Below are 26,282 nucleotides of genomic sequence, written 5' to 3'. Positions count from 1 at the left end.
GCCGGTGGCCTCAAATGCCACCCGAACGGGGAGGCCGTAACTGGCCAATGTTGTGATCAAGCGTTTGAAGTCGTCTAGTTGGTTGAGAACTGTCAATCTACGGCGTCGCTTCTTGCCTGGAATGGCAATCAAAATTTCATGGCGCGCCTTCGCGATGTCGATCGCCACCAAAATGGGCGCGTTCTGTGGAATGATGGTCTCGGTCATAGTCGGTCTCCTTTGCGGTGTGGTTTGTGCAAAACCACTGTAGGGACCTGAGGCACGGCTATGACCACCTGCTGCGCTATATGAGGGCTGCGCAGGCTGTCATAGCCTCTTAGAAAACGTCATTCCGAAGGTGTTATGGGCCGGAATTTATCGCCGACGCCGTCAGGGACTGGATCAAGGCGAGTGATGCAAAAACTGCCTACATTGAACCTAGGTCACCTTGGGAGAACGGAGACTGCGAACGTTTCTACGGGCGAATAAGGGATAAATTGCTGAAGGGTGAAATCTTCTATTCCCTGCGTGAAGCCCAAATCATCAGGAGGGACCATTGCAACACAAAATGACCACACAGTGCATTGGGTTGCCGCCGACCTGCGCCAGAGGCCATCGTGCCGATGGATCAAAGGCCAATCATGGACCAACTTTCAACATGTGCCACTCAAGTGGGGCTGCCCATGGTTGAAGCTCAAGTTAGGCGCCGTAGTTTTTGGCTGCGAGCTTTTCTGATAGCCTTCATCATAATTTTCCCGACGGAAAAGGACGGCGGCTACGTAATAGATGTATAGCCTCAGCAAAGGACACAACCATGAAGCTCGCCCTCCCCTCTCTGGCTGTATTGGCCACAACTGCACTTCCGCTTTCAGCTGAAACTTTCACGGCAGATGTTTGGGCCGACAATTGGTTCGAGATGCGCATTGATGGGGTGCAAGTAGCAGAAGACAGTGTGCCGATCACCACTGAGCGGTCGTTCAACGCTGAAAGCTTTAGCTTTGACGCTGAGCGTCCCTTTGTGGTTGGTCTGGTCGCCAAAGATTTCAAAGCCAACGACACAGGGTTGGAATATATCGGGACCCCGCGCCAACAAATGGGCGACGGGGGAGTGATCTTGCAGATATTGGATGCAGCAGGCGCGCCAGTCGCAGTGAGCAATGATGACTGGCAGTGTCTTGTAATCCATACAGCGCCGCTCGATAAATCTTGCGAAACGGCAACCGATCCTATGGCAGGTGAAGGAGCCTGCCAGTTTGAATTATCAGATGAACCAGCAGGATGGGATACAGCTGAATTTGACGCATCGGATTGGCCACATGCGAATGTGTATTCCGAGCGCGAGGTCAGCCCCAAGGATGGCTACGACAAAATCAATTGGGTCGAGGGCGCTGAATTGATCTGGGGCCCAGATCTTGAACAAAGCAACACTATTTTGTGTCGCCTGACTGTAGAATAATAGATCGGAGCATCACACTATGACCCTTGTCAGACCTATCGCGCTTATCACCGTGTCGCTGATTTCTGTTCCCACATTTGCCAGCGCTCACGATGATCACTGCAACGCCGTGACCGCCTCTGTCGCGGAGGCGGGATTTGACGATGATGTCACTGTGACCTGCACCGACAGCCACGCCATTTTAACGTCAGACACATATCCAGATCATGACTTAATGACAGGGATCATCGGCACAAATGAACAGGTGCCAGTGCCCGCGGAATACGCCGCGCCGATCATCTTGGCGCCAAAGCTGGGGACCACACCCTTGACGCGCGATGCGGCTTTGGGCGTCGCGGTGAACGGTGTGCCGATTTATGATTACACAGGTGGCGGAGAGATGTCTCAGGCCGATCTCGCGCACCACCAAGCGCACCACGACACGCTGCAAACCAATCAGTTGGACGTCTGCGGTGGTCATGCGGGGCGGGGTGATGATTACCACTATCACGCCAAACCCACTTGTATGATCGAGCAGATGGAAAACGCTGGTGATGCCGCGATCATAGGCTGGGCTTTTGATGGTTTCCCAATCTACGGCGATGCCAATCCGGACGGCACAGCCATTGCAGAGGGAACATTGGACGTCTGCAATGGGCAACCCGACGAGGAGTTTGGCTACCGCTACCATACGTCACCCGACTCTCCGTACATCGTTCAATGCCTCATGGGCGAAGTCCCTAACTTCGATGCCCTGCCCCGCGTGCGGCCCTTGTCTGCTGCAACGGGCGGTGGAGCGCAGCCAGGTCGCCCCCCTCAAGGTGGCGTTGAAGATCTAGTTTTCACACAAAACGATGATGGCAGTCGCAGCATGGACTACACTTATGAAGGAAAACCCTATTACATCCGCTACGCACCTACCGAGACTGAAGGTTGCTATTCATTCACAACCAAAACGGTCACAAACAGCGGTGAGATTATGAAGGGCGAATTCTGCCGTTGATGCGGTTTGTACAGCTAAGTGCGGTCGCTGCAATGGGCGCACTTGTGGCAACTGCCTGTGCGGCACAAGACAGTCTCAAACTGTCCAGTTCTGAGATTTAGGACGGTGGGATGCTTCCCGTCGCGCTAAAATGCACGCGCGACGGTGGCGATGCTGTGTCGCCGCCGCTGCAATGAGACGTCTCTGAGGGCACCGAAAGCCTGTCGGTGATCATGCCTCATTATCCGGGTGGCACTGTGGCTAGGAGAGTTGCCCCTCAGCCAATATTGGTTGCTGTGGAATAACCCGCCCGATGTCCGCGCCATAGATCGCGCGAACCCTTTGTCTATTAGGATGAAGTTGCCGCAAAATATGAGCGTCGCACTGGCTATACGCTACCGTGTTCTCCCGTAGGTTCCGTTCACGAATACACCATAGATGTCTATGCCTTATATACCGCACTTTCGGACCTGCCTCAAACCGATGACATTTCTGTTGATTAAATTACTTTATCCTATGCAATGGCGAGTCATGTCATCTCAACGCAAAGTTCAGTTTTAAGAATTAGTGTTTATGTGATGCATCGCGAAACATTCCTACGATTGTTGCCACATAGTGGCCGTTCGCCACGAGGCCGCCGGAAGTCAGCTTTCAGCCTATTCTGTTGAAAAACTCATGTTGATCTAGGTCATTGCGGCCGATTCAATATCTGAATTGATATTGGAGATTGAAGGCAATGATGAGATCACACTAGGAAGCTAGGCGACTCTTTTCTGCGCTTTCTCGGTAGAGGGCCACGTTCCTATGGACCATGTGTTGCGAGCGAATGATAGTGTTATCGATCCGTCCAGCGTTCGGACGCATCTGACAGAGTTTTATAGCTCTGCTGGCTGGCCTTCGATTGAACCAGAACTGATGATGCGGATGTTGTTGGTGGGATACGTCATGGACGTTGCTGATCGTTGGTTCTGCAAGATGACTTTGTCCGATCCAATTCCCGATCTTTCGATATTTTACAAGAACCGATATGGTCGATTTCGCGACAGAGATGTGCTGCGTCATGTGTTTGTGAATGAGCCTTGCAGCGCCATTGATGAAGTAGATGACTCCCGTTTTCGGCATCGCAATGTGCTATAATTAGGGCTTGAACACGGACAGCAATGGGAGCCATCCATGACTGACATTGTCACAATCGGGACCGATCTGGCGCAATCTGGTTTCCAACTGCACGGTGTCTACGCCAAAGGCCGCCCGCTGCTTCGCCGCCAACTCTGATGCAACCAAATGTTTGAGTTCTTTCAGCGCCAGCACGTATTACTGGGCGCATGAATTGATCAAGTATGGCCATGACGTTCGGCTGATGCAGTCCAGCTATGCGATTTGTTCCCGCCGAGAGCGAGGACACGCAGGCGTGGCTGATGATACACAAGGCGCTTCCAGTCCGCTAGCAGCCCTAGATCGTGAACGCCATGCGCGCGTATCCGGGCGAGTTCGGGAGCGTCGTTCTGAAAGGTATTCATAACGTCGAGCGGCTGATCACGGCATGTGACGGGGGTGATCTGCCCGTGCCAGCGCGTAAGGCGCTAAACTTGCAGGCCGATCAACCGGTGGACACACAAAAGAAGACCGAGGAGATGATCGCGGAAATCCGCGCAGACGCTAGAGCCAATGACGCCGCACAGAGCCTGCAAACGATCCCTGGCATCGGGCCGGTTACCACCAGCGCACTGGTTTTTGCACTGCCGATATCTCCGACTTCAAATCAGGTCGCGACCTTTCTGCTTGGCTAGGTCTGACGCCACGACCGCATTTAACTGGCGGCAAGGAAAGGCTGGGGCGCATATCGAAGATGGGCAACAGGTTTCACCGGCACCTTGTTGCAGGGGCCTAAATGGCTATTCGCAATGTTCGTATTCCGAGTCCACGCAAGCCGCAGCACGCGCACGGGCGTCGGCGATGTCCTCGTCGCTTAGCCTATCATCCAGCATCCGAACCATCGTGCCGCTCGGGGTGAAGCCATTCAGTTCGGCGGCGGCAATCCACATCCGGCCCTTGGTTCTGTCAGTTTCCACTCTGTCGCCAAATCCGTAGAGCAAGCCAAGCGTGCTTTGGGCTTGGGGAAACCCGAGTCTTGCCGCTTTTTCAAACCACGCGACCGAGGCCGCGGCGGCCTCTTTCGCTGTGTCACTCAGGTCGTCCGGTGCGACGCCCGTATAGACGAGTGTGCCAAGTTCATACATCGCGAGAGGGCTACCTTGATCTGCGGCACGTTCATACCAGCGGATCGCCTCCTGGATGTCTTTCTCAGCACCGAGACCATACTGATAGGACTGTGCAACACTAAGTTGTGCCTGTAGATCGCCGGACTCGGCCTTGCTGATCTGAGGTGACAGTGCGGTCTGCGCGAACGTGAGCGCGGGCACGAAGAGACCCAAAAGGATCAAGAGTAGGGTTCTAACAAACATCGACGATTTCCTTTCCAATGCACAGGACACTTGGCTCGATCCGCGCGCTTGATCAAAGCCAATTCGTATCGCATATTGTATGAATTCAAGCAAGATTTTCACAATTACGGAGTTTAGCCTTTGCTCACGTTGTTCCGGATTGCCGCCCTCGTTTTATTCAGTTTCCCAGCTGCCACAGCAGCGGAGCAATTGGGGACGGTTTCGATCATATGGGATGGTGAAGCACAGGACTGGTTCACCATATCGGACGATACTGGCGACGCCCTGATCGCATCGGCAAGCCTCAAGAATGGGGAACGCTTGTCCAGCATCAGCATTCAAGCGCATCCAAATCCGAGGTTTTCGTCAAAAAATATTCTCAGCATCAGCTTGACCTATTTGGGCGCTTTCGAGCCGGACACACCGCCCAATGAGGCAGAGTTTATATACACGACGAATGGGATGCGCCCGCCGTTCTATACCAGCGCAGGTGCACCGATTGCCCCCACGGTTACGATTGAGGGATACGAAGCAACCCAACAAGATGGGCAGTTAACGGGAACTTTTTCCGCTACACTGTGTCTGGCAAAAGACCTCTATGGCGATGTCGACACCAACGATTGCAAGGTCCTTTCCGGAAGCTTCAGCACCGGCATCTTGTTGCGGTGAGATTTCGCGTAGCGGTTCATTCCGTATTACGAACAGCGTTTGCGAGCAGGTTGTCCGAGTTGGTCGCTCTGTCGATTACCACCAAGAAATGTGCTGGATTACGATACAATTGACGATGGCGAGCGCCGCTGGAGTTGTAGCCGCTTCGGGGCAAACGCAGGCGCGAAATATCTAAGGAATGCGATCTGAAGTGCCCCGACTGACATGCGGATGGCAAGCTGCACCCATAAAGAGCGCGGACGAAGAGGTCATGCGTTGACAGCCCTCAAAAGAGGAACGGACACACGCTCAATTGCAAATTTGTGGAATTTTTGTTAGGATTGCACACCGTTTGAGGCTGTGTGGCCTTAGCCGTTTATGTCTCTACAGCGGAAATTTAAGCATGAGCATACATCCAAGCCTTTCGAAATTTACGCGAGCCCTCATGGTAAGCCTTTTGCTTTGGCCACAGTTGCCGGACGGGGTTTGGGCTTGCACCGAATATAAACCACCGAGCATGTGTGATGATATCGCCCACGAGGAGGCATTCTGGATCGGTGAATACAGGGGGCATGATTTGTCGTTCGAGATGACGATTAATGGCACGCGATTTGACCCGCCACGCGAGACAAAGGGCACACTTACCTTGTTCGAGATGAATGGCCGGCTCGGATTCGATGGTGGTGGTGCCTTCAAGGGAGAAGCGGATTTCGGGATGTTGCACAGTGGCGACGAGGCACTTCAGACCCGCCCGGGGTTCAAATTCCTGTTCGACAAGCCGATCAGGGAAGTGCTTCGCAAGTTTGAAGACGAGTATTGCACATTCGAATTCTGGCCACGATGGACAGGAACGTACAAACCGCCCCAGTCACCAACGATGAGCATTGAACTGGTCGCTTTTACGGCGAACAATCTTCTGGGACATGTCTACTTTGATGGTGTACAGGATGGCGCCCTCGTCCATATATCCTCCACATTCGCTCTTTCGCGCGAAAGACCGGATGTCACAGGTTGGGCAACCGTGTCTCACCCCGACGACTCTGCAATATGCCGCGATAATTGCAAAATTAATCAGTTTTCTGTTGGCTATGCGGGTTCTCTTTGGGGAGATTGCCCCGCGGATTGAGCGGTGTCTCTGACCACTCTTTTATTGCCCTGCCAAATTCGACACCTGTCTTATCCCGCGTCAGGACGGCGCTGCGGCCAAAACTATGATCTTCGCGACGGTATGCCGATCATGGCTCTAACGGCCTCTCCAGCTCAGGGCATGGAGGCGCTTTCTGGGGCTAAGCCCGGGTCAAATCGAACGCCGTCATGAGGCAGGCATTCTCCCGTAAAACCAGCCATACTTCAGATCTGTCCCAGAAACTTCCACCACAGAAAATCGAGTGGCATCAAGAAGAGTAGGGTGATCATAAACAGCGAGAGAGTGATTTTTAACAGGGGCCTCGTGCTTTCACCAGCGAGCCCCATAGCAACGATCAAGGGTCCGACTTGATAGGGGAACAGGATGGTTGAGAAGCCGATTACCTGCGTCATCAGGATGGCGTTAAGCGAGAATCCTGTTGTCTGGGACAGCTCCGGTGCAAGAGGCGTCAAGACAGCTGGCATGCCCGGAGCGGTTGTGAAAACGGATGTAGCGACGCCGAGAAGCGAGAGCGACATGAAATTCAGGAAGTCGCTCCCTTGTTGGAATGGCAGAACCTTCAAGACAGCATGCGCGATGATGTCGCCCAAGCCGCTGCTGTTGACGACGGTGCCAAGTGTTAATGCACCCGCAACGAACAGGATCATGGAGAAGTCGAGCGAGTTCTTGAACACGGGCGGCGGAAGAAAGCCCAGTTGAGGGATCATCAACACCAAAGATGCAGCCAGTCCGATCCACGCTGCGTTGATGCCGTGTAGTTGATCTGTGGACCAAAAGCCCAATGTCACCAGCAGGATCGACAAAAGAGCGATTTGGGTGCGGTTGGAGCCTTTGATCGGGGCAGGCGCATCCGTTGCCGCCGTGACGCGGGCAGGGAAGAAATAAAGCACCAGCCCGACGATGAAGGTGGACTTGATGATGCCAAGGACAGGGTAGTGCAGCAACAGGTAGTCAGCATAACTGAAGTGCGCGCCAAATGATTGTTCGGCGACACCTGACAGGATGATATTGGGGATGTTGGACGGCAGGATCGCAGAGCTCGGCATGTTGGTCCCGATCGCGATGATGATGGCAACGCCTGTGCGTCCCAGTGAGCCTTTTTCAAAGCCGAGCGCGTCGGCAAGGGCCATGCCGATCGGCACAAGCACTGCCGCCCGTCCGAGCGAGGAGGGCATGACAAAGCCAAGTACCATGCCCAAGACCATCAACCCGCCGATCAATGCCGGGTAGCTTTTTGAGAGATGCGGGCGTGCATAGGCCCCCATGCGCGCGCCAAGACCCGTCTGGGTGATCGCCGCGCCAATGACGAAGCCCGCAACGACAAGCCAGATCGCAGTGGACGAGAAACTGGAGAACACCTCTTGCGGCGTTGCGATCCCTGCGAGGATCAAAGTCACGAACAGGAAGGTTGACGCCACATACCCTGGCACCAGTCCCGTGCCCCAAAGGGCGAGCGTGATAAGGACGATCCCGAAGGTCATCCCCTGATTGAGTGTCATTCCAATTGGCTGGGCGGCGGACACCCAAACAGCCGAGGCGACAGCTATGACGAAAACAGTTTCTTTGAAACGGAGCATTGCGGGCCTCTAATCAATTTAGCCGCAAGGCTACCGCGTGGGTGTGGTCTGTGGTAGAGCGACAAAATGCCAATTGATGTCGTTTTTCCGCCAAGTGGCCGTTTGCCCGTGGTGGCGTGGTCTGGCCCTTTGTCAAAAGGGGACGAATTTACGCCGCGCAGTGCGCAGGCCATGGTCCTGTTTTGCTTTGGCGGGCTCATGCGTGTCGAGGTTGGCGATGATCGCTGGTTTATCCCAGATCGCTACGGGATATGGCTCCCTGCGGGGACTTGGCCAACGGTTGAGGCATCGGGCGACATCGAATTTCAGGCGTTTCAACTGCATCCCAAGTTTGGTAGTCGCATCACGATGCCAAGCAAGCCAACGGTTTTGCGTGCGACGCCTTTGATGCGCGGAATTGCGCGGCGTCTGATGCGGGACGAGCCTCTACCGCAAGCACAACAAAGGCGATTGGGCTGGGTCGCGCTGGATGAAATCGCCCGTCTTGAGCGCCCCGATCTTCACCTTCCAGGCAGTGGTGAGCCGCGTGTTGCGGCTGTTATGGCGCGTGTAATGGAGGCCCCGCGCGAGGCCAATAGCCTGAGCCAGCTTGCTCAGGCGACGGGCACAAGCGAGCGGACGCTCAGCCGTCTTTTCCTGCAAGAGACGGGGATGACTTGGCGGGACTGGCGCGACAGGATGCGCTTTGTGCTGGCGCTTGAGGGGCTGCAATTGGGCCAAAACAGCAGTGCGCTTGCCGCGTCGCTCGGATATTCAAGCCCGTCCGCCTTTATCGCGGCCTTCCGCCGCCAGAGCGGGATGACGCCAACCGAATGGCGCCATCGCCGTTAGCAGACCTGCGATCAGCGGCTCTCAAAATAGTTCAATGGCAGCTTCAGATAGGAGCTCCCGTTGTTTTCCGGCTCAGGCAGGCGCCCGCCACGGATGTTGATCTGCAACGCTGCCAGCATCAGTTTGGGCAATGCCAGCGTGGCGTCGCGGGCATCGCGCACCGCGCGATAGTCGGCCTCTGACGGGGCATCTTTCCAATGGATGTTCGACGCGCGATGCTCGGCAACACTCGCCTCACAAGCTGCCTCGCGGTTGGGGGCGTAATCGTGCCCGACAAAAACGCGCGTGTCCTCTGGCAGGGCAAGGATTGCGGAGATGCTGTTATACAATTCCGCCGAACTTCCCCCAGGAAAATCAGCGCGGGAACTGCCGCTGTCTGGCATCATCAGGGTGTCATGCACAAAGGCCGCGTTGCCCGCGACATAGGTGATCGAGGCCAGCGTGTGACCAGGTGAAAACATCACCTTCACGGGCACGTTGCCGACCATGAATTCGTCGCCATCTGGGAACAGGCGGTCCCACTGGCTGCCGTCCTTGGGGAAATCATCGGGCAGGTTATAGATGCCCTGCCAAAGGACCTGCACGCCTGTGACTTTCTCACCGATTGCCGTCTGCGCCCCTGTCTGCGCTTTGAGCCAAGGCGCGGCGGAGAAGTGGTCGGCGTGGGGGTGCGTATCGAGAATCCAAATCAGGTCGATCCCCGTCTCGCGCACATAGTCGAGCAGCCGCTCTGCGTTCTTTGTCGATGTCGCGCCTGCAAGCGGGTCAAAATCCAGCACAGGGTCAATGATCGCCCCTTTCATGGTGTCGGGGTCGTGAAACACATATTGCCAGCTTCCTGTCGGTTTGTCCCAGAAGCCTTTTACGATTGGATTGCTCATTGGTTCTCTCCTATGCGTTTGGGGTGGGGTAGGTGGCCAAGCCCGAAGGCTTGGTGTCGGTGGATCAGCGGGTGCTTGATTTCATCATCCACAGTTCCTTTTCATGATAGTCGAGGCGGTCTGTCAGCATTCCTGCCGAGACTTCGTCCCCTGCGTCTGCGCTTGCGGTGATTGCGTCGCGCAGCGTTGTGGCAAGGGCCTCGTGGCCAGCGATCAGCTTGGCTATCATCTCTTCGGCGGATTGCGCCGCTGTATCCTCGGGTGCGGCCAGTGCCATGAGGTCGGCAACGGAACTCGGTGCATAGGCCCCTTGCGTGCGGATGCGTTCAGCGATCTCGTCCAGTGCGCCCCGGAGGTTCTGGTACTGCTCTTCGAACAAGGCGTGCAGCTGGCGGAAATTGGGACCTTCGACGTTCCAGTGATAGCCGTGGGTCTGGACATAAAGGCGGAATGTTTCGCCCAAAACTGTGTTCAGAGCATCGATGTTCTTTTGGGATGCGGTCGTCATGGGGCGTCTCCTTGTTTGATCATTTGTTTCGGTGGTTGGGGCGGGCCACTTGGGCCCGCCAAGGCGTCAGAGTGTGCGGGTGGAGAAATACCAGTCCACTGTCTCGTACCCTTCGTCCGCGCGTGCCATTGCGGCCTCGGGTGTTGCGGGTGTCGGCACGATCACGGGCTCGCCTGGCTTCCAGTTTTCAGGCATCGCACAGCTGTTTTCGTCGCCTGTCTGCATGGCGACCAAGAGGCGGTAAATCTCATCAACCGAGCGGCCTGCGTTCATCGGGTAGTAGACCATGGCACGCAGCACCCCTTCGGGGTCGATCAGGAACGTTGCGCGGACAGCGGTCGTATCGGATGCGCCTGGCTGGATCATCCCGTAGGCTTGCGCCACTGCCATATTGAGGTCGGCAATGATCGGGAACTTAATCTCAACGCCGAACTTTTCCTTGATGTTCAGCATCCACGCGATGTGGCTGTAGTGGCTGTCGATCGACAGGCCGAGAAGCTCAGTATTGCGGGCGTTGAAATCGTCCTGCTTCTTGGCGAAGGCGATAAATTCGGTGGTGCAAACAGGTGTGAAATCGGCGGGGTGCGAGAACAGAACCAGCCATTTGCCGCGGTAATCTTCAAGCGTTTTACGGCCGTGCGTGGTCGGGGCGTCAAATGCGGGTGCGGGTTCGTTCAGGCGTGCACCGGGTGTCTGGATTTGGTCGGTCATATCTTCTGTCCTTCGATGTATCGTTTCGATGAGACAGAGATAGGCGCTGGACTAAAATAGAGGAAATTGAATATAAAACTAATAATGATAGAGGAGATCTATAAGTGATCACACTTCGTCAAATGCGCTACCTCACCGCTGTGGCTGACACGTTGAATTTTTCGCGTGCGGCTGAGATGTGCTTTGTCACCCAGCCCACCCTCAGCGCTGGCATCAAGGAACTCGAAGACCGCTTAGGGGTTCAACTGATCGAACGCACCCGCCAGAGCGTGATGCTCACAACCATCGGTGAAGACATCACTGCGCGCGCACGTCAGCTTTTGCTGGATGCTGCCGAGATCGAGACCGTCTCGAAAGCGCACCGCAATCCGTTTGAGGGTGATTTGAAGCTGGGGGCGATCCCGACAATTGGCCCCTACATTTTGCCGCGCGCTCTGCCCAAAATCCGCAACACCTTTCCTGATCTGCGCGTCTATATGCGCGAAGAGATGACCGAAAGTCTGATCGAGGGGCTTCAGGCAGGGCGTCTTGATCTGATCCTGATCGCGCTGCCTTTTGAGACGGGTGCCTTGGAGATCATGCCGTTGTTTGAAGACGGCTATCAGTTGGCAACGCCCGTTGATTGGCCCGTCGGGCGCGATGTAGAGATGTTGACAGAAGGCGGGCAACTTATGCTGCTGGAAAAGGGGCATTGCCTTCAGCGTCACGCATTGGAAGCATATCCTGAACGCAGGTTATCCGTACAAGACAGCTTTTCCGCGACCAGCCTCACGACATTGATTGCGATGGTGTCTGAAGGGCTTGGGGTCACTCTATTGCCCAACCTTGCAATCGAAGCGGGGGTTGTGGGGGTAAGCGCAGTGCGCCTGACGCCGCTCCCCGACGCCTGTCCGCGTCACGTGGTCCTCGCATGGCGACCAGGCTCAGCCCGCGATGCGCTGTTCAAGGAACTTGGAAACTTGTTGCAAGGCGACGGGTGAGTTCCGATTGAATACCGCAAGAAAAGTGAACCAGGTGCGTCTGGTACAATTTGTATTTGGTATCACTTGTGGCTTATGTCGCAGAAGGTCAGTTCCAGCCCACGGTCTTTGGCATCACTGTTTCGGCGCCCGCTAAATGCCCAGAGAGCAAATTGTAGTTGTGTCCCACGCAGCTGTCATGTGAGTGAATGGAACACCACGTCAGATGCCGCCCGTAGCCGCCATTGATCAGTTCTTTGAGCCGTCAGGCTCAGATCACACCCATGGCGCGCATTGCATCGGCCACGCGTACGAAGCCTGCGATGTTGGCACCAAGGACGTAATCTCCAGGCACGCCGTATTCCTCGGCGGTGTCGTGACACGCCCCATGAATATTGATCATAATTTCTTCAAGGCGGCTTTCCGTCTTGGAGAAACTCCAACTGTCGCGGCTTGCGTTTTGCTGCATTTCGAGCGCGGATGTTGCCACGCCGCCTGCGTTGGCCGCTTTGCCCGGTGCAAAAAGGACGTTTGCGCTTTGGAATAGACGTACTGCTTCAGGAGTGCAGGGCATGTTGGCGCCTTCTGCGACAGCAATCACACCATTTTCTATCAGTGTTTTGGCGTCGCTGCCGTTCAATTCATTTTGTGTGGCGCAGGGCAATGCAATCTCGCAGGGCACATCCCAGATAGAGCCACCCTCGACATAATGGCAGCCATCTCCACGCAGCTTTGCATATTCAGAAATGCGACCGCGTTTCACCTCTTTGATCTGTTTGACCAGATCCAGATCAATGCCGTTTTCGTCAACGACATAACCACCCGAGTCTGAACAGGCGACGACCTTTCCGCCAAAGGAGATGACTTTTTCCATGGCGTAGATCGCCACATTTCCGGAGCCAGAGACGACGCAGCGCTTGCCTTCCAGATCGTCTCCCTTAACGGCCAGCATGGAGCGCATAAAGTAGGCGGTACCAAAGCCCGTTGCTTCCTTGCGAGCGCGGGAGCCGCCATAGACAAGGCCTTTACCAGTCAAAACACCTGCTTCGAACCGGTTGTTCAGCCGTTTATACATACCGAACATATAGCCGACTTCGCGCGCACCAACGCCGATATCGCCTGCGGGAACGTCAACATATTCGCCGATATGACGGTGCAACTCGATCATGAAGGACTGGCAGAACCGCATGATTTCGCCGTCCGATTTGCCTTTGGGGTCGAAGTCCGAGCCGCCCTTGCCGCCGCCAATAGGCAGACCCGTCAGTGCATTTTTAAAGATTTGTTCAAACCCGAGGAACTTGATGATCCCGAGATTGACCGACGGGTGAAAACGGATGCCGCCCTTATAGGGGCCAAGCGCCGAATTGAACTGCACGCGGAAGCCACGGTTGATCTGAACCTGATTGTTATCGTCGACCCACGGTACCCGGAAAATGATCTGGCGCTCGGGTTCGCAAATCCGCTCGATCAGCGCCTCGTCAAAATATTCGGGGCGTCTTGCGACAACACGGCCGAGGCTTTCAAGGACCTCACGGGCGGCTTGGTGAAACTCGGTCTCACCGGCATTGCGGTGCAAAACAGTGCTAAAGATGGGTTGGAGTTTTTCGTCAATGGTTTCCATAATGCTGCATTCCTAATCACAAACGACAGCTAGATGGTCAAAAAATAGGCGGTTTGCAACGAGAAAAAAGGTACTGCAACGCTTTGTCGCTGGCACATGTCGATACAATGGGCGGCTTTGTATACGTCACCCGCGGGCTTTGATGGCCCGCGATGTGTTCCTATCTACATGCAGGTACGTTTCAAGGTGTCAGACGGCAGCTCCCCAAAACGCTCGCGGTAGGCCTTTGCGAACTCGCCCATATGAATATAGCCCAAGTCCTTAGCAATCTGGCTGACGGTTTGATCTCTATCCGCGACAAGCAATTCTCTTTGCGCCGCTTTAAGGCGCTGCTCCCGAAGAAACTGGCCCGGTGTGCAGCCGCGGAATTTCTTGAAGTTCATGGTGAGATTTCGGACGCTGATGTCCAAGGCGCCCGCAACCTCAGTCAATGTCGGAGCGTCGGCGGCATGTTCAATCATGTAGTCTTCTGCCATGCGGATAATATGTGGAACAATGACACGATCTTCTGCACTGAGATTTATACCCGCTTGCGCAGCCCAGTTTTCGAGAAGATTTGCGGAGAGGGTCTCCTCAATATGTCGCACATTTCGGTCGGACAGCGGGTGTGGCGTATCTGAAATCAACCGCATGACATAGTATAGACAGGCATGCCAACTTGTCCCGCGCCCGCCGAAACGGGTTTTGATTTGCCACGTTTCGCGATTTTGGACATTCCCAAACCAACTAAAACAAATTTCATCCAGTAGCTTGGGTGAGAACGCGAGTTGAAGTTGCACATTGTCACAGCTTAACTGACTTCGGTGGAAACTCTGCGAAAGGTCGAAAACAAAGCTCCTGTCTGTTCCATTTACCCCGTTTTCGCGGCCCTCCAGATCCGGGATCGAAAAGCCCTGTAAATTTGTCGCAACAATAACGGGAGCGCCGGAAAATCCATCGACTTTGACGAGAGCCGCTTTTCCAAATGTCGTCCGCGAAATCCCTATGCGCCCCACTTTTGCCGAGTGGATTACACCATCCATTTGATCGCCTGAATCGAACGGCAGCAACGTCATGGGGCTGATATTGCTACTGGCCCATTCGGACATTTTATCCCAGTTACGTATTTGATGTTTGCGAGCCTGAGGAATTTCGATGTCCGATGCATCGAAAAGTGGCAACTCCTTCATAGCGCCCATCCAAGGATGGAAGCTTGCAGGTTCGATCGCAAGTCGTACTTCTCTTCAATCTCAACAACCAATGAGCCGCCTGTGCATGTCGACGGCACTAGACTGTCAGGAGAAAACAGAGAGATGTGCATGAGGGACACCTAAATCTAAACGCGAGTTTCTGAATTCGGACTCAACCATAGGCATTATTACAAGACCGTGTATACAGACTTTTGGGCGAGGGTGAATGATAATAGGTGTATTTCTCGGATATATTTTCGATCGACAGAGAAAATCTGGGTTTCCCAAGAATCGCACCGCCCCAATTAAACCCTCCCGACCGCCAAAAATTTAATCGTTTATCGGGGTAATAGCTGCCTCAAATGTCGGAAAAAAGACTCCCACGTCTTCATTTGGCAACTATCAATATCGCACTCGCTGAAAAACCTCCTTTTCGCGAGACAGCCCGAATGAACTCAACCACAAGTATAGTATGTGGCGTTCATGTCAGGGCCTGATGTTCCCCCAAATTGCCCTGAGAACGCTCTCGTGTGAGCCACTGATCAGGAAGGGAAATGGCGTGTCAATTTGTTCCGTCCCTCCATTCCGACACTCAGACGCTCCAAACGGCATGCATATCGCGGGCCCCCAGTACCGCGTAATGGCAGCGTTTATACGAGGAATCCGCTCTGCCGCGTCTCTCGGGCAGAGCGGAATTTCTCGGATGCACCTAAACGTCGGGACCGCCCGGCTTCGAACCTGACGGCCACGTTCTATCCCTGAGAATACAAAAGGATTGAAAATATGAGTGTTTCATTAACTGCGGACAACAGCCTTTATGCCTACAACGGCTCTCTCGTTAGTCTACTTGGGGTTGATGTGGCTTTTTCGGTAAATGCTCCCGTTTCGGGCGAATTTACCGACGATGATGGAACGCTGAACTCGGGTGAAACGAGTACCGTTTCTATCGCAGGCGGTGCGGATGAACCCATGACATATATTGGGACGGGAACGGCCACAGGTTTGTTGGGGCTTACGGGCACAACCCACTTTATGGTGTTCTCTGTGGGGACAGGCCTAAGTGAACAGATCTACCTCTATGCTCCTGATGGTTTTCCAGCGGCAGCAGGTCTAATCGTTTCTCTCAACGTTGACACCTCCGCTTCATTCGACCTGTCGCCAAGCACTGACGCTGTGGACGGGACAAGTGGCGATGACGTGATGGATGTTGGTTTCACAGATCCCGACGGTGACGAAATTACGGATTATGACGAGGGTTTTCTCGGGGTCGGATATCAATCCGGCGAAGATGAAATCTACGGATATGCGGGTAATGACTGGATCAATGGCGGCAGCGGAGATGACATCATTGATGGTGGCACAGGCAATGACACACTGTTGGGCGGTGATGGTGATGACACCATTTACGGCGGCGATGGCGACGATACGATTTCGGGTGGTACAGGCAAGGATACTGTCTATGGCGGTGACGGCAATGACACGTGGCTCGCTGGCGACACCGAGTCAGACTCGGACGTGGTCTATCTGCAAGGCGGGGATGATTACGCCGAGATCGGATTTTTCACCACGGGCGACCCCGATGTTCTGGATGGTGGCGATGGTGTGGATACGCTCGCTCTGGATAACCCGATCGTTGATGATCTCGACAGCGGCATAACGCTGAACGATGACGGTACCAGCACGACGGTCAACTTTGGCACAACGGTCAACAATTTCGAAAACGTGCGCGGCAGTTCTGGCGACAACGTGATCACCGGCAACTTTCTGGACAACACCTTTTGGGGATTGGACGGCGAAGACACGTTGGACGGCGGAGCCGGCAATGACACAATCTACGGCGGTGCCGGAGCAGATACCATGTTCGGCGGTGACGGCGATGACACATTTATCATCGGATCGGCCGCAGATGCCGATGGCGATGTCATCACTGGCGGGTCGGGACCAGATGACACATCCGACATGGATGAAATCGACCTCAGTGCCATTGACCGCGACAGTTACACGATCACCGCAACCGAAGACCCCAACGACAGCGGTGCCCTGACCGGCACGGTCAATTTCGACACCGGCGAAGTGCTAAGCTTCAGCGGGATCGAAATCATCTGCTTTGCCGCAGGCACCGAGATCATCACATCGGAAGGCCCCGTCAAAGTGGAAGATCTCGAAGTCGGGAATCTGGTTCTGACAATGGACCACGGGATGCTTCCGCTACGCTGGATGGGGAGCCAAAAACTTGGACCCGCTGAATTGGCTGCACGCCCCAAGCTCAAGCCGATTAGAATTGCGGCAGGTGCGCTTGGGAACGGCGTCCCCACAAATGACCTCTTCGTCTCACGTCAGCACAGGGTTCTTCTCCGCTCCGTGATTGCTGAACGTATGTTCGGGGTTCCTGAAATTCTGGTCGCGGCCATTAAATTGACGGATCTACCCGGGATCGACATTGTCGAAGATGCGCAGAGTGTCGAGTATTTCCATATGCTCTTTGACCAACATGAAATCGTTTTCTCTAACGGAGCTGCAACTGAAAGCCTCTTCACAGGCCCTGAAGCGCTTAAAGCGGTCTCGGCGGAATCGCGCGCTGAAATTTTGGACCTGTTTCCAGACATTGAAACCCAAGCCGCGTTGATTCCTGCACGTCAGATCGTTGAGAAAGGCTCTTTGGCAAGGAAATTGGTGGCAAGACATGTGAAAAATAACAAAGCGCTTATTGCCGAGCCGCAGTTTCACAAGGCGTTGGAAGAGTGTGTGTTACAGCGCATTTGAGCCGCGACGTAATTGCGTTTTTGCGCATCGGGGTGTCGTCCGTGAACTCAACGGTTCCTTCGCCAAGATTGTCTAGTGACGCCTTGGAGACATTGAAGGGGCCGTTCGGTTGGTGTTGTCGCACACGGAAGGGCTCGCATTCGTCAATTGGCTATGGGGGCTAGTGGCGGCCTAGGCTTAAAGGGGCTGGTTTAGACCCGACCGGACGTTTCATTTGTCCGGTCGGGTCCATGTTTTTAGTGGTGCGCGTGGTGATCGGCCTCGATGATGTTGAGGGCCGGCGCGGGTTCTGCGAGGTCATGGCTGTCTTGGCCTTCCGCTGGGATATTCACCCAGTTGTGGGACCCGTTTGCGCATTCTTGGATGACGGGGAAGTAGACTGTCGTCCCTGCTTTCAAGCTGTCCGTGAGCTTGCCGCGAAATGAGAATTGGTCAAAGTGCGCGTCATCAAGCTCACCTGTCCAGATCAATTCGACGGGCCCTTCGCTCAACGGTGTGCCGTAGTAGTCGTAGCTTGTCGCGTATGTGCCTGTGACGATTTCAAGATCCCATCCCGCTTTCGGTACGGGTTTTACGGCGATGACGCCTTCGGGGATTTGAACGCGAACGCGACGCGTCGGTTCGCCCTCGCACCCGTGGCCGATGTTGAGCACTCCGATGTAGGTCGAGCCTTGCGATGCTTCGGGTGTTGCGAATGTCACGTGAGCGACGGCGGCTGTGGATGTCATGGCGATGGCCGCGATTGCAGTTGCGATAGTTTTCATAGGAATTCTCCTGTTCAGAGGTCTTTGATTGATGTGAAAGAGACACCCGCTCGGCTCTGTTCCCTGATTTTTGCATGAGGGAAAAGAGGGCCGAAAAGGGCAGGGCACCGTGTGAATGTGCCGTCAATGCGCAAGGCAGGGCCCGACATGGACCAATGTGGTCATGTCGAAAGAGCTGCAAATGCGTCTTGGGGTGTCAGGAGAATGTCGGTGGTGCGCGCGGTTGAAGCGGGGATTGTTCCGCTATGAGCGCACGGCGGCGGTTTATGAACGTCGCGCGATACGGAGAAAACTCGGCCGTATTCACAAGGGCATCATGCCACGCCTGCACCAAAACCAGAGATAGCGTGATGGCAAGGCAGTTGGGCAGATCGGGTGCAGAGTTATCCGCTGGGGCGTCGTCAAGAATGTCGCCATCGGCAGACAGCCAAACCTCTGTTGGTCCGCCTGATGTGCAAAGAACAAGCATTATGCCATCGTCATCCGAGGACCGCATGAAGCCCTGAGGCACTGTGCCGGACAGGATCAGCGCGAATATGAGGGTACAGAAAAGAACCGATTGCCGCGTCACAAATGACACCGCGCGCCCGAATAGGCCCTCGCGAAAATGTCCTATGTTCACGGTCGGGTTCGTCACAGTTCTTCGTCTCCTCACGGGGTTGTTATCAATGGACCTGACGTCTGACAAACACTTAAGCCCGAATGCCCTGAGCCCGAGCGCGTGTTATACGCCTCTCGCGCGGTGAACTCTCCATGCCCTGATCGCATTCGCCTTGTGGGGCAGGGGGCGGACGTGGTGCCTTGGCTGGTCGCACTCATTGAGCAGGGGCAATGTGTCGCAATCTCCGTGGGCGGAGTTCTCCTTTGTCGCGGCGAAGGACTTTGCCTCACCGTGCGTGAGATTGTCCATTTAGGGAGAACACCGCACCACTCAGGTTTTGCTGCATATGGAGCAGGCGACGAACGGGTCGTTGAGCGTGTCCTGACGATACTCAACTTGCACGCTCTCGCCGATCGGGACTTCGGCACATTGTCGGGCGGCGAGCGTCAGCGCGTCATGGTGGCCCGTGCCTTGGCACAGGAACCTCAGGTTCTCATCCTTGACGAGCCGACCAACCATCTCGACGTGCGTCACCAACTGGAAATCGTGTCGCTGCACGATCTCAACATGGCGATTGGTGTCTGCGACGATGTTCTGGTTCGCAAGAACGGACAGTCCCAAGGGGTCGGCCCGCCTCACACACTTCTCACCAATTCGCTCGTCTCCGACGCATTTCGCGTCGATGCGCAGCGTGAGCATTTGGCCCAAGCGGGGCATCCCATTTTTCCTTCTCCTTACCAAAACAGGAAGGCACCCTCTCATGAAACGCATTATTTTCACCCTCGCCCTTCTCTCCAGCGCCAGCACCTCAGCCGCGCAGGCAACAGTGCAAGGCTGCGACCGTCAGGTCACATTCGACGCGCCGCCACAGGCCGCCGTTTCCAATGACGTCAACCTCACCGAGATGATGCTGGTGCTTGGCCTCGCTGACCGTATGGTAGGCTACACAGGCATCTCTGGCTGGAAAACGCTCGACGAGGACATGCGCGAAGGCGTGGAAAAACTGCCTGAACTCGCCTCGAAATATCCCTCGAAAGAATTGCTGATCGGGGCTGATGCGGATTTCTTCTTTGCGGGTTGGAACTACGGCATGAAGGTGGGCGGTGAAGTGACGCCTGAGACCTTGGAACCATTCGGCATCCAAGTTTATGAGCTGACTGAAAGCTGCATCCACATTGGGGAGAAAGCCCCCGCGTCGATGGAGGATATGTATAACGACCTGCGCAATCTCGGCGCGATCTTTGATGTCTCCGAGCGAGCGGAGACTTTGATTTCGGGCTATCAAGACGAGCTTGCTACCTTCCTCGATACACTCCCCGCTTTGGAGCGGGCGCCGCGTGTGTTCGTCTACGACAGCGGCGAGGATGCACCCTTCACTGCAGGTCGCTACGCCATGCCCAATGCGCTGATCGAGGCTGCTGGCGGCGTCAATATCATGAATGACTTCGAGAAGAGCTGGGCCACTGTCGGCTGGGAGGCGGTCGTGGAACGCAATCCCGAGGTGATCGTGAACTACGGCGAGGTCACAGCCGAGCAAAAGCGAAACTTCATGATGACCAACCCTGCCTTTGCGGGCATCGACGCAGTGCGCAATGACCGTTTCGTTGACCTCGAATACGTTGAAGCCACACCAGGTCCGCGCAACATTAGGGCGGTCAAGACGCTTGCCACTGCATTTCGGGGCGAGTGATCGGATATGAATACGATACAGCAATCGGCAGCCAAACGAGCGATCCTTGCCAGCTTGGTCGGTGCGGGGCTGGCGATGGTCGGGGCGAGCCTTCAGGCCGTGACGCGCAATCCCTTGGCTGACCCGCATTTGCTTGGCATTTCGGCAGGAGGTGCATTTGGCGCGATTTTGGCTCTGCTTCATACGGGGCTGTTTATCGGCCTTCTGACCGTGCCGTTGCTGGCTTTCCTCGGCGCGACCCTCATCGTGCTTGCGGTGGCGCAACTTGCCGCCGCCACAAGTGCGGATCGATTGGTTTTAGCGGGTGTGGCCGTGTCTTTCATTGCGATGTCTGCGGCGAATGTTCCCATCTTTTTAGGTGTTCCACGGGCGACACATACGGTGGTGTTCTGGATGCTCGGCGGTCTTGGATTGGCACAGTGGGATCAACTGATCTATCCCGCCGTGGTGCTGCTTGGCTGCGGGGCGTACCTGTGGCTCAAGTCGGGATACTTGAATGCCATGACTGTCGGGGATGAAACAGCGACCACATTCGGTATTCCCGTCGCGCGCTTTCGCCTCACCGTCTTTGTTGTCGGCGCTTTAATCACGGGGGTGATGGTCGCGTTTTCGGGCATAATTGGCTTCGTCGGACTTATGGTGCCCCATATTGTCCGCCTCGTGGTGGGAGGTGATTACCGCCGCTTGTTGCCCGTCACGGCCCTGTGCGGCGCGGTTTTTCTCGTATGGGCAGATATCATTGCACGGACCATTATGGCACCAGAAGACATGCCCATCGGCATTGTCACGGGTCTCATCGGCGGCATTTTCTTTGTCTGGCTTCTGAGACGTCGGTTCGGCTAAGGCTGTGGTGGGAGGTTGGTGTGGATTAGCTGTCACTACCCTGACCGAGGACTGTCGCGCGGGCGCGTTTGACCGCAAACCAGCCGCCAACAAGACCGGTAAAGATCAGACCCGCCGAACAAAACAGTGAGAGCCAGAAATAACGTGTAAGATAGCCCAAATCGACCGCGCTTTGCTTGGGGTCGTCTGGCAGATACCAAACGTCAATCGGGCCGCCCCCGCTCAGCGTGTCGAAAAGCTGTTTTCTGACACGTTGATTCCCACGGTTATACGGATCGGCTTCGGTGGCGAAGATATAGGCGACATCGTAGGTATTTGGCTTGTTCGTTATGGTCTCGTGCAAATTGGTGACTTCACCGACCACCTTGATGCCGCTGTCCGAGAATGCGGCCGCTGTCCGATAGTCGGACATCTTGAGCATCCCAAGCCCGATGCCCGCAATGATAAGCAATGGGTAGACCCATATTTGTTGACGCCACATCACTTTGGCCAATGTCTGTTTTTGTTCGTCCATCGTCATATCCTTTGATCCTATCCGCGCGTGAGCGTCACAGCGCGCCAGCTTTTGACGGGGATGCCATTTGCGACAGACGATGTATGGAAAATGCCATACATCTGATCAGGCCCGACGACCATCAACCGCATTGTCATGTCTAATGTGACCCCGTCGAGTGTGGCCTGTGTTCGCCCGACCAGGCGGGCAAGGTTTTCGACGCCACACCCCATCAGCATCTCCACGTCAGAGGACGACAGCATGGGGGCAGGTACGCCATCTTTGCTTGCATCTGCCTCAAAGCTCCATGGTGGCTCGTCGGCCCAGACGAAAGGGATGGGATGTTGTGCTTCTGGATGCGTGCCCACAAGCCCGCCATCTGGAGACATTTCGATTTGCATCGTTTCAACGTCTCCACTTGCAGGGAAGGGGATCGTCATTGGGCCTGAAATCACATAGCCCGCATGATGGGCGATCTGCCAAGGACCGACATACATAAGGCTAATTTTGTCCCATGCTTTTTGTGATCCGTAGTCGCAGGCGACATTCGGTTCTGCTTGCGCGGGAGACATTGCCAGTAATGCAGTCGCGATACAGCAGGTTAATGAAAGGGCCTTGAACATTATTTTACTCGCTTATGGATTGGAACGGGACGTGTAAGCGCATTTTGGATGCGCTCTGCGTGTTGTTTCCGTCATTGGTCTTTCAACAAGGCCTCGGGTAAGGTTGCACTGAAATGTCCGTCGATCTGTTTTGCTTGCGAAGGATCGACCTGACTGCTCACCAAGTTGTCGCTGTAATGCGTGGTCGATGCGAAACGTCCTTCCACCAGAAGGCCGCCCTCGACTTCCTCTAACGTTGTCAGAGTCAGGACGGTTTGCTCCTCCTCATTGGCCAACCAACCTGAGGCCCAGCCGTCAGCGAGATAGGTCAGAGACGCATTCAACGGGATCGTGTTTCCACCAACGGTCATGACACCGAAGCCGAGCAGCAAGCTGTCTTTGGTCTCGGCAATAGTGTCCTCCGTTGGTTGTCCCCACAGGTTGAAACTCTGCATATTCGCGACAGAGATCGTCAGGCCGTGGCTTTGGCTTTGTCCGTTATCTGACGTCAAAAACCAAGTGCGTTCGGCGCCGTCGATGGTGGCTGTCAGGGTGCCAAACACATCTTGCGCGACACAAAGTGCAGGCGTGAAAGAGATGGCTAGGGCAAAAGCGGTTTTGCGAAAGAATGAGCGTGACATAGGAACTCCGAAATCAAAACGAATGCGGTCATCGCGGTGAAAAGCAAGTCAAACACATCGACGTTGGCGCAGGCAATATCTGCACATTTCCAACCGTCTGGCACGGTGTCGTTGTCTTTGAGTCAACTATGCGCGAATACGTTCATGCGTCAATAGCCGCCATCGGGGGTGCAATGGCTCCACAGTGAGGCTTATGAGCGGCCCGGCGCGTAGAACACTGATGGGCCCCGCGGGCCGTTCCTGCGCAACCTGATGAATTTGGGTTGTTAAAACTTGGGATCTGAGCCCGACGGCCCGTCGTCGGGGGACCGCGTGTTTTTATACCATCCGTACCCCACGCCGCAGATCAATCCGATGCCGGCAGGCAAGACCGCGAATATAGCGATGATCACCAGTCCGATACCTTCCCAGCCTGTGCCCTGAGCGGCATATCGCAGATATCCGAGGAGCAGCGCGATGCAGGCGATAACGGTTACAGGCTTCCACCAGTGATGCTTGCGCATTCCGTAGCCGACAGACACCGAGATGGCAAAAATTACGAAAGAGCCCAGTGGAAGCAGAATTTCACTCATGACAGGCCGACCTTATTCAATGCAATGCGTGGACCGTATCAGGTATTTTGCGCCATGAAAATTCACTTCACGAGCCCGTCCGTTTCGCCGTAGAGGCTCATGTGAATGGAGAGCAGAGATGCCCCTTTAAATATGATCGCAAAACCCATCAACACCTGCAATGATGGAGGGGATTTGGTGAAAGATGAGACTGTATGCCTATGCCCGCCCCGTTGATGTATGACGATGAAATCGCCGCATTGCCCGCGTTTCGTACGCTTGCCTATCTGGATGGCGCGCCCGATGACCCGCGGATCGCGTTGGCCGTTGGAGCGATGTTCGACGCGTTTGTCGCGCGGTTCAGGGACGATCTGGGGTTGATATCCATGCGTCTCGTGGGCCGCTCGGGGAAGCCGTCGAAGGTCACGCCGAAGGCGCTGAAAGACCTTCGCGAGTGGATCAGTGCGCCTGACCAGTTGGACTCTGGTGCGGGGGTGCGCCTTGGCTCGCTCAATACAGATGAGCTGCCGCCCGCGATGCCGTGGTTTCGCCTTGAGCAGCGCTATGATGATCAAACGCTGGTGGAAATTTCGGTCGCGCCAGATGCGCCCGACGTATTGAGCTTTGCCGATGAGATTGCAGGGGCATTGGCCACGGCCCCGATGATCTGTGCGGCGCAGGGCTTCGGGTTCTTTTTGCCCACCGCCTATGACAGTCTCAATTGGCTGCTCCCGCGCCTCGCCGAGCGCTATAAGACCGCGTTGCTCCACACGCTTGATATGCCCTCTTGCGGGTTGCGTCGCGCCCATTCGACGATGCCCTATACCGACGATATGAAGCCCGGAATTGCCGACATCGGTTGGCGCACCTTTGTTGGGCCAGAGTATCTTGATCGCCTCCCGTCACCCTTTGACCTTCCCTACGATGTGCGCGTTGAGGCGGGCGAGGCGATGCTGATCCTAACAGCGGGGGACGCGCCGATGTGGGGCGACGTCCAGAAGGCGGAAAATATCGACAGCTACCGCGCGATTGCCGCCGCTCTCGCCCCTGTGCGCTATCCCTATGCCATCGCACTCAATCAAAACTTCGGCGGCGATACGGCGGCGCCTGATCAGGCGGATCTGATCAAAGCCCATTTTCATCGGCTGGATTGATCGTTGGCGGAAATCGTGGAGTTGGGGCATCTCCAAAAGGCTTTCATCTCGTTCCAAATTTGCGCTCCCTGCGTCAGAGACTTCGCGAAACAGGGTCGCTAAAATAGTGGTAAGCGGAAGTCATTCTCGTTTGATACACTCGGTTGCCAGCAAAGAATATCGCGTGGTCGAGGCGTGAAGCCAATACATGGCATATGAATTCGGGCTTTGGGACAGACGTAAAATTGCGCACATGAAATGACTGAAGACAGGAGTGCGCAGGGCACGCCTTAGAATGGCGCGCTCAAGGTTGGTTGTCCTGATTTGATATGACGCGTGATCATATGACGTGCTTTGCGACCTTTGACAAAAACGCGGGCTGGTTTGGGCGTGTAAGCTGCGTCGGCGTTTTTCAGTTCGGCGCAGGCCTCGGGGGTCAAAGTCTCCAAAGCCATTTTGCCCATATAAAGGTTTTCGGTTGGGACACCGTTTGCAAAAACGACCTCGTGTTGATCGAACATGAAATGGTAATAGGTCACGTCGATGAGCTCCGTCGCAACACTCACCCCCGCCAGTTCAAGCAGGTCTTTGTAACCGCTATCCATTGTCCGCACACGGTCGCCGAAATTTAAATCGGCAACGTCGACGTGGCCCTTCGCGGTTTCGATCAGTGTGCTGCCCGCAAAGTAAATGAAGGAAGTGTTATAGGCACTGAAATCTGCACGGTTCATATAAGTGGCTTTTGGGCCATCGATCCGCGATGCAAATTCGATCGCCGAAATGATTTTGTCATCGAATGTGTTGCTGCCATAGTTTTGGAGAAACACATCGCCACTATCGGTCTGAATGACGCGCGCAAGAACGTTATTGGTGGTGCTGAAGGACCCGTCTGGGTTTTGGTAGGTGATGTTGATGTAGTAGCCGGTGATGCTGTCGATTGCGACCGCGCCACCCGCCGCGGCTCCCCATCCTCGTGCGTGTTGACGTCCCCGTCGCCATAGGTTGTGCCGTCTGGAAGCTCGTATTCAAGGCTTTCGCCCATATACGAATAGCCATCGCTATAAGTTCCGACGCTGCCATGATTGTAGGTGTCGTAATCATCCCTGCCGATGAGGGTGTCATTCGCGCCGCCGCCTGCTTTGACAGGTGTCACGTCGACAATGGCCATTTGAGATCCGAAGAATGTTTTGCCCCAAAACACCGTCGTTTGGTGTTGCGGAGGATCCTCCATCATCGACATCCGTATAGGCGCCCGTCAACGGTCCGGCTGTACCGGACCCATCTTCGAAGTCGTTAAATTTGCCAAGGT

The 26,282-nt window shown here is 55.1% G+C and carries 29 protein-coding genes and 2 pseudogenes; 15 read left to right on the top strand and 16 right to left on the bottom strand.

Annotation, left to right across the window (positions count from 1 at the left end; translation table 11 throughout):
- A pseudogene (locus ACN0TS_RS04745) lies at positions 1-207 on the bottom strand (IS110 family transposase); the annotation flags it as partial.
- A 137-nt stretch (positions 208-344) separates the two neighbouring features.
- On the opposite strand from ACN0TS_RS04745, the pseudogene ACN0TS_RS04740 reads away from it, so the two are divergent.
- From ACN0TS_RS04740 to ACN0TS_RS04715, 6 genes and pseudogenes are all read left to right on the top strand, one after another.
- A pseudogene (locus tag ACN0TS_RS04740) lies at positions 345-548 on the top strand (integrase core domain-containing protein); the annotation flags it as partial.
- Positions 549-793: 245 nt separating this feature from the next.
- Positions 794-1,435, top strand: a complete 642-nt coding sequence (locus ACN0TS_RS04735; RefSeq protein WP_417258151.1) for a PEBP family protein — start codon at positions 794-796, stop codon at positions 1,433-1,435.
- Positions 1,436-1,454: 19 nt separating this feature from the next.
- Positions 1,455-2,417 (top strand): YHYH protein, encoded by a 963-nt coding sequence (locus tag ACN0TS_RS04730; RefSeq protein WP_417258150.1) that lies wholly within the window; start codon positions 1,455-1,457, stop codon positions 2,415-2,417.
- A gap of 783 nt (positions 2,418-3,200) precedes the next feature.
- Entirely contained in the window at positions 3,201-3,533 is a 333-nt protein-coding gene (locus ACN0TS_RS04725; RefSeq protein WP_417258149.1) for a hypothetical protein, read from the top strand.
- A 323-nt stretch (positions 3,534-3,856) separates the two neighbouring features.
- Positions 3,857-4,186: a hypothetical protein gene (locus ACN0TS_RS04720; RefSeq protein WP_417258148.1), complete on the top strand. Its 330-nt coding sequence runs from the start codon at positions 3,857-3,859 to the stop codon at positions 4,184-4,186.
- Positions 4,144-4,287, top strand: a complete 144-nt coding sequence (locus tag ACN0TS_RS04715) for a transposase (RefSeq protein WP_417258188.1) — start codon at positions 4,144-4,146, stop codon at positions 4,285-4,287. The genes ACN0TS_RS04720 and ACN0TS_RS04715 overlap by 43 nt, the downstream gene beginning before the upstream one ends.
- 4 nt (positions 4,288-4,291) lie before the next feature.
- Here ACN0TS_RS04715 and ACN0TS_RS04710 read toward each other — a convergent pair whose 3' ends face one another.
- Entirely contained in the window at positions 4,292-4,861 is a 570-nt protein-coding gene (locus ACN0TS_RS04710; protein WP_417258147.1) for a tetratricopeptide repeat protein, read from the bottom strand.
- Positions 4,862-4,981: 120 nt separating this feature from the next.
- Between ACN0TS_RS04710 and ACN0TS_RS04705 the strand changes: the two genes are divergently transcribed.
- Together ACN0TS_RS04705 and ACN0TS_RS04700 are read left to right on the top strand one after the other, a co-directional pair.
- Positions 4,982-5,509 (top strand): hypothetical protein, encoded by a 528-nt coding sequence (locus ACN0TS_RS04705; RefSeq protein WP_417258146.1) that lies wholly within the window; start codon positions 4,982-4,984, stop codon positions 5,507-5,509.
- Positions 5,510-6,005: 496 nt separating this feature from the next.
- A complete protein-coding gene (locus tag ACN0TS_RS04700) occupies positions 6,006-6,614 on the top strand; it encodes a hypothetical protein (RefSeq protein ID WP_417258145.1) in 609 nt (202 codons plus the stop codon).
- A gap of 224 nt (positions 6,615-6,838) precedes the next feature.
- Here ACN0TS_RS04700 and ACN0TS_RS04695 read toward each other — a convergent pair whose 3' ends face one another.
- Complete coding sequence (locus ACN0TS_RS04695; RefSeq protein ID WP_417258144.1) at positions 6,839-8,212, bottom strand: SLC13 family permease; 1,374 nt, start codon at positions 8,210-8,212, stop codon at positions 6,839-6,841.
- A 66-nt stretch (positions 8,213-8,278) separates the two neighbouring features.
- On the opposite strand from ACN0TS_RS04695, the gene ACN0TS_RS04690 reads away from it, so the two are divergent.
- Positions 8,279-9,043, top strand: coding sequence for an AraC family transcriptional regulator (locus ACN0TS_RS04690; protein ID WP_417258143.1), 765 nt, complete (start codon positions 8,279-8,281; stop codon positions 9,041-9,043).
- Positions 9,044-9,054: 11 nt separating this feature from the next.
- On the opposite strand, the gene ACN0TS_RS04685 is transcribed toward ACN0TS_RS04690, so the two are convergent.
- The 3 genes from ACN0TS_RS04685 to ACN0TS_RS04675 form a co-directional block, all read right to left on the bottom strand.
- On the bottom strand, positions 9,055-9,924 hold the full coding sequence (locus ACN0TS_RS04685) for an MBL fold metallo-hydrolase (RefSeq protein ID WP_417258142.1): 870 nt from the start codon (positions 9,922-9,924) through the stop codon (positions 9,055-9,057).
- A 64-nt stretch (positions 9,925-9,988) separates the two neighbouring features.
- The gene (locus ACN0TS_RS04680) at positions 9,989-10,432 is read right to left on the bottom strand and encodes a Dps family protein (RefSeq protein ID WP_417258141.1); all 444 of its coding nucleotides are present in this window, start codon (positions 10,430-10,432) and stop codon (positions 9,989-9,991) included.
- A 66-nt stretch (positions 10,433-10,498) separates the two neighbouring features.
- Complete coding sequence (locus tag ACN0TS_RS04675) at positions 10,499-11,143, bottom strand: peroxiredoxin (RefSeq protein ID WP_417258140.1); 645 nt, start codon at positions 11,141-11,143, stop codon at positions 10,499-10,501.
- 104 nt (positions 11,144-11,247) lie between these two features.
- Between ACN0TS_RS04675 and ACN0TS_RS04670 the strand changes: the two genes are divergently transcribed.
- The gene (locus ACN0TS_RS04670) at positions 11,248-12,123 is read left to right on the top strand and encodes a hydrogen peroxide-inducible genes activator (protein ID WP_417258139.1); all 876 of its coding nucleotides are present in this window, start codon (positions 11,248-11,250) and stop codon (positions 12,121-12,123) included.
- A 250-nt stretch (positions 12,124-12,373) separates the two neighbouring features.
- Here the strand turns inward: ACN0TS_RS04670 and gdhA are convergent, their stop codons facing one another.
- Positions 12,374-13,723: an NADP-specific glutamate dehydrogenase gene (gene gdhA / locus ACN0TS_RS04665; protein ID WP_417258138.1), complete on the bottom strand. Its 1,350-nt coding sequence runs from the start codon at positions 13,721-13,723 to the stop codon at positions 12,374-12,376.
- A gap of 164 nt (positions 13,724-13,887) precedes the next feature.
- Entirely contained in the window at positions 13,888-14,892 is a 1,005-nt protein-coding gene (locus ACN0TS_RS04660; RefSeq protein ID WP_417258137.1) for a helix-turn-helix domain-containing protein, read from the bottom strand.
- A 783-nt stretch (positions 14,893-15,675) separates the two neighbouring features.
- Between ACN0TS_RS04660 and ACN0TS_RS04655 the strand changes: the two genes are divergently transcribed.
- Complete coding sequence (locus tag ACN0TS_RS04655; RefSeq protein ID WP_417258136.1) at positions 15,676-17,655, top strand: Hint domain-containing protein; 1,980 nt, start codon at positions 15,676-15,678, stop codon at positions 17,653-17,655.
- 236 nt (positions 17,656-17,891) lie between these two features.
- On the opposite strand, the gene ACN0TS_RS04650 is transcribed toward ACN0TS_RS04655, so the two are convergent.
- Both ACN0TS_RS04650 and ACN0TS_RS04645 read right to left on the bottom strand, forming a co-directional pair.
- Positions 17,892-18,419, bottom strand: coding sequence for a YcnI family protein (locus ACN0TS_RS04650; RefSeq protein WP_417258135.1), 528 nt, complete (start codon positions 18,417-18,419; stop codon positions 17,892-17,894).
- A gap of 196 nt (positions 18,420-18,615) precedes the next feature.
- Positions 18,616-19,056, bottom strand: a complete 441-nt coding sequence (locus ACN0TS_RS04645) for a hypothetical protein (RefSeq protein ID WP_417258134.1) — start codon at positions 19,054-19,056, stop codon at positions 18,616-18,618.
- Positions 19,057-19,140: 84 nt separating this feature from the next.
- Here ACN0TS_RS04645 and ACN0TS_RS04640 point away from each other — a divergent pair, with 84 nt between their 5' ends.
- From ACN0TS_RS04640 to ACN0TS_RS04630, 3 genes are read left to right on the top strand one after another with little or no spacing between them, the layout of a single operon-like run.
- Entirely contained in the window at positions 19,141-19,908 is a 768-nt protein-coding gene (locus ACN0TS_RS04640) for an ABC transporter ATP-binding protein (RefSeq protein ID WP_417258133.1), read from the top strand.
- Complete coding sequence (locus tag ACN0TS_RS04635; RefSeq protein WP_417258187.1) at positions 19,790-20,710, top strand: ABC transporter substrate-binding protein; 921 nt, start codon at positions 19,790-19,792, stop codon at positions 20,708-20,710. The genes ACN0TS_RS04640 and ACN0TS_RS04635 overlap by 119 nt, the downstream gene beginning before the upstream one ends.
- Positions 20,711-20,716: 6 nt before the next feature.
- Complete coding sequence (locus ACN0TS_RS04630; protein WP_417258132.1) at positions 20,717-21,553, top strand: FecCD family ABC transporter permease; 837 nt, start codon at positions 20,717-20,719, stop codon at positions 21,551-21,553.
- 25 nt (positions 21,554-21,578) lie between these two features.
- On the opposite strand, the gene ACN0TS_RS04625 is transcribed toward ACN0TS_RS04630, so the two are convergent.
- The 4 genes from ACN0TS_RS04625 to ACN0TS_RS04610 all read right to left on the bottom strand — a co-directional run bounded on the left by ACN0TS_RS04625 (position 21,579) and on the right by ACN0TS_RS04610 (position 23,861).
- Positions 21,579-22,067 carry a DUF3592 domain-containing protein gene (locus tag ACN0TS_RS04625; protein ID WP_417258131.1) on the bottom strand — a complete coding sequence of 163 codons (489 nt, stop codon included), beginning with the start codon at positions 22,065-22,067 and terminating at the stop codon, positions 21,579-21,581.
- A 17-nt stretch (positions 22,068-22,084) separates the two neighbouring features.
- Positions 22,085-22,669 carry a hypothetical protein gene (locus ACN0TS_RS04620; protein WP_417258130.1) on the bottom strand — a complete coding sequence of 195 codons (585 nt, stop codon included), beginning with the start codon at positions 22,667-22,669 and terminating at the stop codon, positions 22,085-22,087.
- Between the two features lie 71 nt (positions 22,670-22,740).
- Complete coding sequence (locus ACN0TS_RS04615; RefSeq protein ID WP_417258129.1) at positions 22,741-23,289, bottom strand: hypothetical protein; 549 nt, start codon at positions 23,287-23,289, stop codon at positions 22,741-22,743.
- Between the two features lie 266 nt (positions 23,290-23,555).
- Positions 23,556-23,861, bottom strand: a complete 306-nt coding sequence (locus tag ACN0TS_RS04610; protein ID WP_417258128.1) for a hypothetical protein — start codon at positions 23,859-23,861, stop codon at positions 23,556-23,558.
- 194 nt (positions 23,862-24,055) lie between these two features.
- Here ACN0TS_RS04610 and ACN0TS_RS04605 point away from each other — a divergent pair, with 194 nt between their 5' ends.
- Complete coding sequence (locus tag ACN0TS_RS04605; protein WP_417258127.1) at positions 24,056-24,994, top strand: hypothetical protein; 939 nt, start codon at positions 24,056-24,058, stop codon at positions 24,992-24,994.
- A 269-nt stretch (positions 24,995-25,263) separates the two neighbouring features.
- Here ACN0TS_RS04605 and ACN0TS_RS04600 read toward each other — a convergent pair whose 3' ends face one another.
- Both ACN0TS_RS04600 and ACN0TS_RS04595 read right to left on the bottom strand, forming a co-directional pair.
- A complete protein-coding gene (locus tag ACN0TS_RS04600) occupies positions 25,264-25,704 on the bottom strand; it encodes a Hint domain-containing protein (protein WP_417258126.1) in 441 nt (146 codons plus the stop codon).
- Complete coding sequence (locus tag ACN0TS_RS04595) at positions 25,701-26,141, bottom strand: hypothetical protein (RefSeq protein ID WP_417258125.1); 441 nt, start codon at positions 26,139-26,141, stop codon at positions 25,701-25,703. Before ACN0TS_RS04595 ends, ACN0TS_RS04600 begins: the two co-directional genes overlap by 4 nt.
- Positions 26,142-26,282: the final 141 nt, after the last annotated feature.

It is taken from the genome of Celeribacter sp., from assembly GCF_048266405.1.
Classification (GTDB): domain Bacteria; phylum Pseudomonadota; class Alphaproteobacteria; order Rhodobacterales; family Rhodobacteraceae; genus Celeribacter.
The sequence above is the reverse complement of the archived record's forward strand: the minus strand, read 5'-3'. Positions and strand labels throughout refer to the sequence as shown.